This is a genomic window from Nitrincola schmidtii (assembly GCF_008973715.1).
GTDB lineage: Bacteria > Pseudomonadota > Gammaproteobacteria > Pseudomonadales > Balneatricaceae > Nitrincola > Nitrincola schmidtii.
Map to the genome: position 1 here is coordinate 41,028 of NZ_WBOL01000007.1, position 11,203 is coordinate 52,230.

At 45.9% G+C, this 11,203-nt stretch carries 11 protein-coding genes; 4 read left to right on the forward strand and 7 right to left on the reverse strand.

The annotated features are described in order from the left end of the window. Positions 1–2: 2 nt before the first annotated feature. From F7R24_RS07730 to F7R24_RS07760, 7 genes are read right to left on the reverse strand one after another with little or no spacing between them, the layout of a single operon-like run. Positions 3–764, reverse strand: coding sequence for a DeoR/GlpR family transcriptional regulator (locus F7R24_RS07730; RefSeq protein ID WP_151670681.1), 762 nt, complete (start codon positions 762–764; stop codon positions 3–5). A gap of 44 nt (positions 765–808) precedes the next feature. Then, positions 809–2,020, reverse strand: coding sequence for a UbiH/UbiF/VisC/COQ6 family ubiquinone biosynthesis hydroxylase (locus tag F7R24_RS07735; RefSeq protein WP_151670682.1), 1,212 nt, complete (start codon positions 2,018–2,020; stop codon positions 809–811). An 11-nt stretch (positions 2,021–2,031) separates the two neighbouring features. After that, entirely contained in the window at positions 2,032–3,306 is a 1,275-nt protein-coding gene (serS, locus tag F7R24_RS07740; protein WP_151670683.1) for a serine--tRNA ligase, read from the reverse strand. A gap of 36 nt (positions 3,307–3,342) precedes the next feature. Continuing rightward, on the reverse strand, positions 3,343–3,717 hold the full coding sequence (crcB, locus tag F7R24_RS07745) for a fluoride efflux transporter CrcB (protein ID WP_151670684.1): 375 nt from the start codon (positions 3,715–3,717) through the stop codon (positions 3,343–3,345). Position 3,718: 1 nt separating this feature from the next. Then, entirely contained in the window at positions 3,719–5,074 is a 1,356-nt protein-coding gene (locus tag F7R24_RS07750) for a replication-associated recombination protein A (RefSeq protein WP_151670685.1), read from the reverse strand. After that, positions 5,074–5,709, reverse strand: a complete 636-nt coding sequence (gene lolA, locus F7R24_RS07755) for an outer membrane lipoprotein periplasmic chaperone LolA (protein ID WP_151670686.1) — start codon at positions 5,707–5,709, stop codon at positions 5,074–5,076. Before lolA ends, F7R24_RS07750 begins: the two co-directional genes overlap by 1 nt. Before the next feature lie 24 nt (positions 5,710–5,733). After that, positions 5,734–8,235, reverse strand: a complete 2,502-nt coding sequence (locus F7R24_RS07760) for a DNA translocase FtsK (protein ID WP_151670687.1) — start codon at positions 8,233–8,235, stop codon at positions 5,734–5,736. A gap of 190 nt (positions 8,236–8,425) precedes the next feature. Between F7R24_RS07760 and trxB the strand changes: the two genes are divergently transcribed. From trxB to infA, 4 genes are all read left to right on the forward strand, one after another. Continuing rightward, positions 8,426–9,382, forward strand: coding sequence for a thioredoxin-disulfide reductase (trxB, locus tag F7R24_RS07765; protein WP_151670688.1), 957 nt, complete (start codon positions 8,426–8,428; stop codon positions 9,380–9,382). 18 nt (positions 9,383–9,400) lie between these two features. Beyond that, on the forward strand, positions 9,401–10,126 hold the full coding sequence (gene aat / locus F7R24_RS07770) for a leucyl/phenylalanyl-tRNA--protein transferase (protein ID WP_151670689.1): 726 nt from the start codon (positions 9,401–9,403) through the stop codon (positions 10,124–10,126). Then, positions 10,126–10,842 (forward strand): arginyltransferase, encoded by a 717-nt coding sequence (locus tag F7R24_RS07775; RefSeq protein WP_151670690.1) that lies wholly within the window; start codon positions 10,126–10,128, stop codon positions 10,840–10,842. The genes aat and F7R24_RS07775 overlap by 1 nt, the downstream gene beginning before the upstream one ends. Before the next feature lie 87 nt (positions 10,843–10,929). Further along, entirely contained in the window at positions 10,930–11,148 is a 219-nt protein-coding gene (gene infA, locus F7R24_RS07780; protein WP_151670691.1) for a translation initiation factor IF-1, read from the forward strand. The last annotated feature ends 55 nt before the right edge of the window (positions 11,149–11,203 follow it).

Below are 11,203 nucleotides of genomic sequence, written 5' to 3' on the forward strand. Positions count from 1 at the left end.
ATTTAAGACGCGATATGCAAATTAATCTTTTCGCGCTTGAGTAATGCGACTATTTTTTCCGGTGGTTTTTGATCAGTGAACAAGGCCGTGCATTGATCAAGATTACCTAAGCGAACCATGGCATTACGACCAAACTTAGAATAGTCAGCGGCTAAGTAAACATAGCGAGAATTACCAATAATCGCTTGCGCAATTCGCACCTCTTGATAATCAAAGTCCAACAAGCTGCCGTCTTCATCGATACCACTAATACCGATGATGCCGTAATCTAATTTGAACTGATTGACAAAATCTCGCGTCGCTTCACCCACGATACCGCCGTCCCGGTTGCGCACTTCTCCCCCAGCGATGATGACCGTAAAGTCAGGTTTACTGGCCAGTATGGATGCCACCATTAAATTGTTGGTCACTACCTTTAAACCTGAACGCTCTAATAGCGCCTGTGCAATAATTTCATTGGTGGTACCAATGTTTATGAAGAGTGATGAATGATCGGGAATATGACTGGCGATACAAGCGGCTATTCGCTGTTTTTCTTCAGCATGATCATGCTTACGAGTTTGGTATTCCGCATTTTGCGTACTGGAAACTGGCCCTGCTCCGCCATGATGACGTTCCAGATCACCTCGTTCAGCCATTTGATTCAGATCACGACGGATAGTTTGTGGCGTGACCCCTAAAAACTCTACTAACTCATCAATGGTTTGATAACCTTTGAGTCTTATCTGTTCTAGAATTTTAGCTTGTCTTAGTGTCTGGCTCATGATTTTAGGTTCAGGCTTCCAGTTAGGTAAAGCTTAGCACAATGCTAAGTTCGACGTGCAAGACTCGGTACCGGTCCTTCCAGGCCCATGGCAAAACGGGTGATATGTGGTTTGGCAAAAGGTAACTTATTGGCGACGCCCAATCCCAGATTACGCAATAGTTTTAGTGGTAAGTTGTCATTGCTGAATACATGATAAAAGGCATCCATGGTTTGCATCATCAGTAGATTCTGATGACGTCTAGCCTTTTCATATTTAGCTAGGGTCTCTTTACTGTAAAAGCGATCACCCTGTTCCTGAGCATCCAATAACACCTCTGCTAACATGGCTACATCCATAAAGCCGATATTCACCCCTTGACCTGCTAGCGGATGAATCATATGGGCAGAGTCACCTGCTAAGGCAACGCCTTCAGCAACATAAGATTGAGCGTGCTGACGTCTTAACGGAAAATAGCTTCGATCAAGAAGCTGATCAATTTTGCCTAAACAACTGGGAAATTCTTGATGGACTGCTTCAAGAAATACGTGATCAGACATTGCCATTAGACGCTTAATTTCATCTGGAGTGTTATACCAGACCAAAGACGCGTGATTGCCAGATAAGGGTAAAAATGCCAGCGGTCCTGTTGGCGTAAACTGTTGCCAGGTAATATCCTGTTGCGGATAGCTGGTGACAACAGAAGCCACTAAGGCCTGTTGATTGTAATCCCATTTAGTAATGCCGATACCTGCGGCTTGGCGCACTTTTGACTCTCCGCCATCTGCACCAATCAACAAGCGCCCAACGATTTCGCGACCATCCTCTAGCTCAACGATGCTTGAACCTGATGAGTAATCCACTCGTTTGGTTTTTGCTGGACAAATCAGATCGATATTATTGTGTTGTTTTACTGTTTCCAGTAACGCTAACTGAGTCACTCTATTTTCAACAATATGACCTAGGTGGGCTTCCCCTATCTCCTCTGAATCAAACAGCGTAGCCGCTGACTCATTAGCCTCCCACACCTTCATGCGGCGATAGGGACAGCTACGACGGGAGGTAATGCCATCCCATGCACCGATGTTACGCAACAGGGTTTCAGAAGCGACACTCAGCGCTGAAACACGTAAATCGTGTGGCTGTCCTGTTTCGAACGCATCAGGATAATGGCCTTCAATCAACGTCACTTGATAGCGACTACCACCTAAAGCACAGGCGATAGCGGCACCTACCATACCACCACCGACAATGACGATGTCATATTCAGTCTTCATAGAATTCACTCTTAAATGTGAGTGAGGCCTCCCATATAGGGCAGTAAAACCTCAGGTACTTTGATACGTCCATCGGCTTGTTGATGGTTTTCCATGACGGCTACTAACGTGCGGCCAACGGCTAATCCGGAACCGTTAAGTGTATGCAATAACTCCGGCTTGCCTGTTTCAGGGTTACGCCAGCGAGCTAACATACGGCGCGCTTGGAAATCGGTCATATTGGAGCAAGAAGAGATCTCGCGATACTTTTGCTGTCCAGGTAACCAAACTTCGATATCGTAAGTTTTCGCAGCACCGAAGCCCATATCACCACCACACAGACTCACGACGCGATAAGGCAGTTCCAAGAGTTGCAGAATACGCTCAGCGTGACCTGTCAGCTCTTCCAATGCATCCATAGAGCGACTGGGCTCAACCAAGTGCACCAACTCAACTTTTTCAAATTGATGCTGACGGATCATGCCACGGGTATCACGACCGGATGCCCCCGCTTCAGAACGGAAACATGGCGTATGAGCCACCATCTTCAACGGCAGTGATGCCACATCTAAAATCTGATCCCTTGCCATGTTGGTCAAAGGCACTTCAGCGGTTGGAATTAAGTAATAACTGCGATCACCGAACGGAAGCTTGAACAGATCTTCTTCAAATTTAGGCAGCTGGCCAGTTCCCATTAACGAATCAGCATTGACCATAAAGGGCGTATTTATTTCCATATATCCATGATCAGACACATGCGTATTCAGCATAAACTGTGCAAGGGCACGATGAAGACGCGCGAGTCCACCTTTCATCACGGCAAAACGTGAACCGGTAATTTTTGCGGCAGACTCAAAATCCAGAATCGCATCACGCTCACCCAGAGCTACATGATCTTTGACATCAAACTCATAGCTCGCGGGAGTGCCCCAGCGACGCACTTCAACATTATCGTCTTCTGACGCGCCTTCAGGTACCGATGCATCGGGCAGATTGGGAATACCTAATAACAGGTCATCCAGTGACTGCTGCAAAGCTTGTAAGGCGGCTTTTGCCTGATCTAATTTTTCACCCAGCAGCCCTACTTCTGCCAACAAGGGAGCGATATCTTGCCCCGATGCTTTTGCTTGACCGATACTTTTCGAGCGTGTGTTACGTTCGTTTTGCAACTGCTCTGTTTCGACTTGCAGGGTACGACGCTGCTCCTCCAGTTCCAAAAAACGCTCTAATGGAAATTGAAATCCCTTTTTGCTTAATAACGCAGCGATCTCTTCGGGGTTAGCACGAACAATTTTTGGATCAAGCATGCAAAACTCTTCCTGTCACAGTATGAATCGGTCAAATTAGAAAAATAAACGAGTGAACCACAGGCCAAGATAAAGCGCTGTGATACATAGAATTACGCTTAATAATACATAAATTAGCGCGGCTCCGGTATGCCCTTCGTTGAGCAAGGACACGGCTTCGAGCGAAAAGGTTGAAAAAGTGGTAAATCCGCCCAGCATGCCCGTCATGATTAAAGGTCTTAACTCGGGTGAAAGACGGGCTTTTTCCATAATCAACACAAACGCAATGCCCATCAACAAAGAGCCAATGACATTAATACTCAGGGTTCCAACAGGCAAACGACCTTCAGGCGTGTTCAGCCAACCTGATATCCAATAACGCAGTAATGACCCTATCGCGCCTCCTAGGGCAACTGCCAGAAGATGCATCATGTTATGAACCCTCGTTATAGCGTTGTTGAGCGCTCAGCTGATCTCGCTCTTTCAACACCCGTAGTTTTTCAGAAATCTTTATCTCCAGTCCACGTGAAGAAGGCTGATAGTATTGTCTATCAGCAATCGACTCGGGAAGATAAACTTCACCGGCTGCATAGGCATCCGGTTCGTTATGAGCATAACGATAGCTATCCCCATAGCCCTGCGCCTTCATTAAAGCCGTTGGAGCATTGCGAAGATGTGAGGGTACCTCATAGGCTGGATCTTGACGAACGTCGGCACGGCACTGATTAAAGGCTTGATAAAGTGCATTACTTTTTGGCGCACAAGCACAATACACAGCCGCTTGAGCGATCGCTCTCTCCCCTTCCGCTGGTCCTACACGCTCAAACGCATCCCATGCAGATAAGGCGACTTGCATCGCACGGGGGTCTGCATTACCGATATCTTCAGAGGCAATCGCGACTAATCGTCTTGCCACATAAAGAGGGTCGCAACCACCTTCCAGCATGCGACAATACCAATACAAGGCTCCATCAGGGGATGAGCCACGAACAGATTTGTGAAAGGCTGAGATCATGTCGTAAAAAAGATCACCGCCTTTATCAAAGCGACGGCCACTGGACTGCATCACTTCATCGAGCACGCTGGCACTGACTCTCTCTACACCTGCATCAGGCTCAGCTAAATCCGTGGCAAGCTCCAAAAGGTTGAGAGCTCGTCGAGCATCACCATCGGCAGCCGCTACCAGTTGTGCCAATACGCCATCAGCAAACTGAAGCTGACGATTGCCCAAACCATTTTCATTATCTGCCAGAGCCCGATCGATAAGCTGTTGAATATCGGCTGCTTCTAATGGACGAAGCAAGTAAACACGTGCTCGCGATAGCAACGCATTATTGAGTTCAAAAGATGGATTTTCGGTGGTCGCGCCAATAAAAACGACGGTACCATCTTCAACATAAGGCAGAAACGCATCTTGTTGCGATTTATTAAAGCGATGGACTTCATCGACAAAAAGCAGTGTTTTTCGACTGCGTTGAGAGCGCACCATTTTCGCTTCTTCAATCGCTTGACGTATCTCTTTAACCCCAGACAGTACCGCAGAGAGTGTAATAAAGTGTGCATCACTGTGATGAGCAATCAATCGAGCCAGCGTGGTCTTTCCAACACCAGGAGGTCCCCATAGGATCATGGAGTGGATCTGCCCCTGCTCAATCGCTTTTCTAAGCGGTTTATCCTTTGCTAGTAGGTGTGATTGACCCGAATATTCACTTAGCTGGCGAGGACGCATCCTCGCCGCTAAAGGTTGGTAACCCAGTGAAGTGCTGTCAGTCGAAAACAGATCGGACATTACAACCCAGAATCCAAAATCACATCAATATCTTCAGGGGGATCAAAGGTAAAAATAGACGAATCTATCTCCGGATTGAGTTGTTGATTACTCAACTGAATCATAGAGCGCTGACCTAAGGTGTCATCCAATAAAAGTTCTGCTAAAACAGCATCTTTGAACAATAATCTCACGCGTGAAAACATCACTTCCTGAGCTTCTTTGGGTAACAGTTCAAATACCATTACATCATCCATTTGCTGGACTAACTCAACCTCATAACGACGATCAAGCTCATGAATACGTCCATTCAAAATGAGTGCTGGAGCGCTTTCCGTATTCTCGTCTGCTGGCTTGCGTGTTGCCTGTTCAAGATCGGGATCATAGATCCAGATGTATTCGCCATCCGAAATAATTTCTTGCGGAAAAGGCTCCACCGTAATCCATGCAAATCTATCTGGACGCTCGATGGTAAAGTGACCCGTAGAGCTTTCTCCACGAACGCCTTGTTCGTTGGTAATAAACTGATCAAAGTTTGCGGTAAAGCGATCATAACCAGACAATAAAGATGCCAGCTGGTCAATGGGCTGTGCCTGAAGGCTTAACGATACGCTTAACGATGTTCCTAATAGCAGTGTTGCAAGCAGTTTACGCATGGTGTTTCCTTTTACTCTCTAAGGTCAGTCTCTCGGGGGTGGTGGTGCTAAAACTTCACGTTGACCATTACTACCAGCGGTTGATACCACGCCAGCAGCTTCCATGGTTTCAATCATACGGGCTGCACGGTTATAGCCAATTTTCAACTTACGTTGAACGGCTGATATCGAGGCTTTACGACTTTCAGTCACAAAAGCAACCGCCTCGTCGTACAGCTCATCCTGCTCATCATCGAACATTCCAGCTGAACCTCCGCCGAACGAACCCGTTTCTTCAACACCACCAGACCTAATTTCATCCAGATAGTTCGGTGGTCCCATTTGTTTCCAAGCTTCCACGGTTCGGTGAACTTCATCGTCACTGACGAACGCACCATGCACACGGTTAGGAATACTGGTGCCTGCGGGTAGATAGAGCATATCACCATAACCCAAAAGGTTTTCGGCACCAGATTGATCCAAAATCGTTCTAGAATCGATCTTCGAGGAAACCTGGAACGCAATACGTGTGGGTACGTTAGCTTTAATAAGACCCGTAATAACATCCACTGATGGTCGTTGGGTCGCCAAAATTAAGTGAATACCCGCAGCTCGCGCTTTTTGGGCAATACGTGCAATCAGCTCTTCAACTTTTTTACCCACCATCATCATCATGTCGGCAAATTCATCAATGACAACAACGATGTAGGGCAAGGTTGTTAAAGCGGGTGGTGGCTCATCAGCGGGCAAACCATAATCTTCCGCTTTCCATAACGGATCTTTCAAAGGCAGACCATCTGCTTCAGCTTGCAGTACCTTGTCGTTATAACCTGCAATGTTTCTGACCCCCATTTTGGCCATTAACCGATAACGACGCTCCATTTCTGCAACGCACCAACGCAGGCCACCGGCAGCTTCCTTCATATCGGTAATGACCGGCGTCAACAGATGCGGGATACCTTCATAAATGGATAATTCAAGCATTTTGGGATCCACCAAAATGAGGCGTACCTCCTCTGGTGTTGCCTTGAACAGTAAACTCAATAACATCGCGTTAACGCCAACCGATTTACCTGAGCCTGTTGTACCAGCTACCAATAAATGTGGCATTTTTGCTAAATTGGTAACCACAGGATTACCCGCAATGTCATTACCCAGTGCCAATGTCAGCTTCGATCGAGCTTCAGAGAAAGATTTTGACGTTAACACCTCGCTCAAGTGAACAATTTGTCGTGACTCGTTCGGAATCTCAACACCGACAAAGGATTTACCCGGAATGACTTCTACTACACGAACACTAGAAACAGTCATAGAACGCGCAAGATCTTTGGATAAATTACTGATCTTACTTGCTTTCACACCCGGAGCAGGTTGAATCTCAAAACGGGTAATCACAGGGCCTGGGTTGACCTCGACCACTTCTGCAATAACACCAAAATCCTTAAGTTTGGCTTCTAATAAGCGTGACATCTGCTCAAGCTGTTCTTCGCTATAGCCCTGTTCTTCTTTGACACCAGGTTGATCTAAAAGATCTAGAGAAGGCAGTTGCATCGGTTTTTTGGTGGTTAGTGTCGAAATACTTTGTTCGTCAGCTAGGTTATCAAGATCATCTAGGGGTTGATGAGCTTCCGATAAGGGAACAATTTTGAGTTGACGACGCTGCTCGGTTTGCTCATTGATATTTACGTAAGAAGATTTTGGCTTACTTACCAATTCATGATCTTGGGTATCAAGTGCCATGAAATCATCCGTGTCATCAGATGGGGTATTTAGAACGGGTTCTTGTCGAACTCTAGCCACCATAGAGTCTAAACGAGGCTCTCGGCGCATTTTTTCTTGAGTTGAAGGAGGTGTTACTTTCTCTTCTGTTTTTGCAGGTTTCTTGGGTAAGCTTACCTTCGGCATGGTCACTTTTGGCAGAGAAACACTGGGAAGTTTAACTTTTTTTACCTCGCCCAGTTTGCTAGGAATGTTGATCAGAAATTTACCGACACCGTCGATAAGCGCTAACCAAGAAATTTCCATAAACAGTGTCAGACCAAATAGCAACATCACCCAAGCCAGTAATGTGCTGCCATAGACACTGAGCACGGCGATGCTTAGATCAGAAAGCGCATGACCTATTAATCCACCGGCAGTAAATGGAAAGTTAAGCGTTTGGTTTGAGATATGAATAGACAAGAGCATCGTCAAGCCAAGTAGCATGACTATAGCCCCCGAAAACCTCAACATAAAGTAAGGAACAGCATCCAACATCCCTACTCTTCTTCTTAGCAAAAAGCGCAACGCTGGCCACATCAACAGAACTGGAATGGCCCATGCCGCTAGACCGGTGAAGGACACGAGCAGATCCGCCAGCCATGCACCGGCGACTCCAGCCATGTTACTGACATTGGGTTGATAACCGGCGTGTGACCATCCTGGATCGGCAGAGTCGTAACTCCATACGGCTAAACATAAAAACAGCGCAACGCCGATGATGACAATCAAACCTGCTTCTTTAAATACACGCGCTAAATGTTGACCTAAAGGCAACGGTCGCGACATACCCTGCTCGCTCACTTTACAAAATCCTTAACTTTAACCACGGTCGGAACCTTTTTGAGGTTTAAACGTCATATTGTGCCACAAACCACCCCCAATACAGGAGTGGTCACTGGTTACTATTATCTTTCTATTTGTTTATGATAATCACTACATTTTTATAGCCGTTGACGACAACAGGATACTTTCTACTATGAGTACAACTCAACACCATCGATTGATCATTCTGGGTTCTGGCCCTGCAGGCTACACCGCAGCTGTTTATGCTGCTCGTGCAAACCTCAACCCTGTCGTGATTACAGGCATGCAAGCAGGTGGTCAATTAACGACAACGACTGATGTTGATAACTGGCCAGGTGATGCAGAAGGTGTGCAAGGACCTGAATTGATGCAACGAATGCAGGCACATGCCGAACGCTTCAATACTCAAGTGATTTTTGATCACATCCATACCGCAGAATTAACGCAGAAACCTTTTCGATTAGTGGGAGACATGGGTGTCTACACTTGTGATGCCCTAATTATCGCGACGGGTGCATCTGCTCAATACCTTGGGCTTGAGTCTGAAGAAGCCTTCAAAGGCAAGGGTGTCAGCGCCTGTGCAACGTGTGATGGCTTTTTCTATCGCAACCAAAAGGTTGCAGTCATCGGCGGTGGTAATACTGCTGTAGAAGAAGCGCTCTACTTATCCAACATTGCTGCAGAAGTAATATTGGTTCACCGTCGCGATACCTTGCGAAGTGAAAAGATTCTTCAAGATAAATTATTTGAGCGTGAAAAAACAGGTAACGTCAAAATACTCTGGAATCATCAACTTGATGAGGTGCTGGGTGATGAGATGGGTGTCACTGGAATGCGCATTAAACATACCTCTTCAGGAGAAACTCAAGAAATTGATTTACAGGGGGTTTTTATTGCCATTGGTCACAAACCCAATACAGAACTCTTCGCTAATCAACTAGAGATGCGTGATGGTTATCTCACTATCCGCTCTGGTTTAGATGGCAATGCTACGCAAACCAGTATTGAAGGCGTGTTTGCAGCAGGTGATGTCAGCGATCACATCTATCGTCAAGCCATCACCTCGGCAGGCTTTGGCTGTATGGCAGCGCTGGATGCAGAGCGTTACCTCGATGACTTAAAAGCCTAAGCTGCCAAGTCATCATTTATGGTTGTTTGGTTAGAAGATTCCGCTTCACCCTTCCCTCCAGTGAAGCGGGCATTACATAACCCCAATGGTTTACTCGCTGCAGGTGGTGAACTTTCCCCTCAGCGTCTTCTAACCGCCTACCGACAGGGAATTTTCCCCTGGTTCAACCCAGGGGAACCCATCTTGTGGTGGAGCCCAGACCCACGATGTGTGATTCACCCTAGCGAGATCCACATCTCTAAAAGCTTACGCAAATTCATTCGCCAATCAGATTACACTGTTACCTTTGATAAGGCCTTTACCAAGGTCATGCAAGCCTGTGCTGAGCCTCGAAGCTATCAGCAAGGCACCTGGATCAGCCCAAAAATGATTGCAGCCTATACTGCCCTTCATCATCAAGGCATTGCTCACTCTGTAGAAGTATGGGATGGCGAAAACCTTGTGGGTGGTCTATACGGTTTATCGATAGGATCACTTTTTTTTGGTGAATCGATGTTTAGCAGGCAAACGAATGCCTCAAAAATCGCATTCAGCTTTTTATGCGTACAATTGCAACAATGGGGTTTTAACTTGATAGACTGTCAAGTGCATAACGAACACTTAGAAAGTTTAGGTGCTAAGCTTATCGAGCGAGATGCTTTCTGTGCTCTGTTGGCCAAGCATGTTGATGATCCAAGCATTTCGCAATGGGAGTTTTCCATAGATGTTAATGCTGTTGCACAATTTGCTACAGGAATTCGCTGATGAGTAATATGCAAACACTTCGTTTTTATGTGACACCATCACATAATTGTAGTTATTTGCCTGACCAGAAAGCCAAAACACTGTTTGTTGACCCTCAAATGAGAATTTCGACTGACAGCTATAGCCAGTTATCAGAGCTAGGTTTTCGTCGCAGTGGTGGACATATTTACCGACCGCATTGCGAAGGCTGTAATGCCTGCCAATCCATCCGCATTCCTGTTGAGCTATTCAAGCCAAGCAAGTCGCAAAAACGCATCCTAAATAAAAATCGTGATATTCAAGTGATTCGAAAGTTTCCCATCATGGATCACGAATACTTTGATCTTTACAAATCTTATATCGACCAGCGCCATGCCGATGGTGATATGTATCCTCCTACCCCCGAACAATTTCATCAGTTCCTGGTAGAAGGTTCGATAGACAGTTGGTTTTACGAATTCCGTGATACTGATAAAAAGTTAATTGCAGTGGCGGTAACTGACCATTTACATCAAGACATGTCCGCACTTTATACATTTTATGATCCAGCTGAAGAACATCGAAGCCTGGGGACCTTCGCGATATTATGGCAAATTTCCGAAGCGCGTCGACGCGGCATGAATTACCTTTATTTAGGTTATTGGGTGAAAGCCTGTCGAAAAATGAACTACAAAACAGCATTCAGACCGCTTGAAATGCTAATTGATGGTCATTGGACACACTATCGGCAAGAATGATTTTGATTTGTAGTGTTTTTCAGGTAGAATTTGCGCCTTTAAAACCGGACAGGGTTTTAGTTAACCAGTCTCAGAGGTATTCACTGAATGGCGAAAGAAGATTCATTTGAAATGGAAGGAACTGTGGTAGACACGCTTCCAAATACTATGTTTCGTGTAGAACTTGAAAATGGTCATGTTGTCACGGCTCATATCTCCGGAAAAATGCGTAAGCACTATATCCGTATCCTAACAGGCGACAAAGTTAAAGTTGAATTAACACCTTACGATCTTAGCAAAGGCCGTATCACTTATCGCGCACGTTGAAAGACGGCGGACATTTTCAGCGCCGCCGTAATTTCATTCAGCAGACGATAAGCAG

Excerpts from the sequence above, each read along its gene's own strand:
- aat (WP_151670689.1), top strand. The coding sequence starts at position 9,401 with ATGGTTGTTTGGTTAGAAGATTCCGCTTCACCCTTCCCTCCAGTGAAG.
- F7R24_RS07775 (WP_151670690.1), top strand. The coding sequence starts at position 10,126 with ATGAGTAATATGCAAACACTTCGTTTTTATGTGACACCATCACATAAT.
- crcB (WP_151670684.1), bottom strand. The coding sequence starts at position 3,717 with ATGATGCATCTTCTGGCAGTTGCCCTAGGAGGCGCGATAGGGTCATTA.
- F7R24_RS07735 (WP_151670682.1), bottom strand. The coding sequence starts at position 2,020 with ATGAAGACTGAATATGACATCGTCATTGTCGGTGGTGGTATGGTAGGT.
- F7R24_RS07750 (WP_151670685.1), bottom strand. The coding sequence starts at position 5,074 with ATGTCCGATCTGTTTTCGACTGACAGCACTTCACTGGGTTACCAACCT.
- infA (WP_151670691.1), top strand. The coding sequence starts at position 10,930 with ATGGCGAAAGAAGATTCATTTGAAATGGAAGGAACTGTGGTAGACACG.
- lolA (WP_151670686.1), bottom strand. The coding sequence starts at position 5,709 with ATGCGTAAACTGCTTGCAACACTGCTATTAGGAACATCGTTAAGCGTA.
- F7R24_RS07730 (WP_151670681.1), bottom strand. The coding sequence starts at position 764 with ATGAGCCAGACACTAAGACAAGCTAAAATTCTAGAACAGATAAGACTC.
- F7R24_RS07760 (WP_151670687.1), bottom strand. The coding sequence starts at position 8,235 with ATGTCGCGACCGTTGCCTTTAGGTCAACATTTAGCGCGTGTATTTAAA.
- serS (WP_151670683.1), bottom strand. The coding sequence starts at position 3,306 with ATGCTTGATCCAAAAATTGTTCGTGCTAACCCCGAAGAGATCGCTGCG.
- trxB (WP_151670688.1), top strand. The coding sequence starts at position 8,426 with ATGAGTACAACTCAACACCATCGATTGATCATTCTGGGTTCTGGCCCT.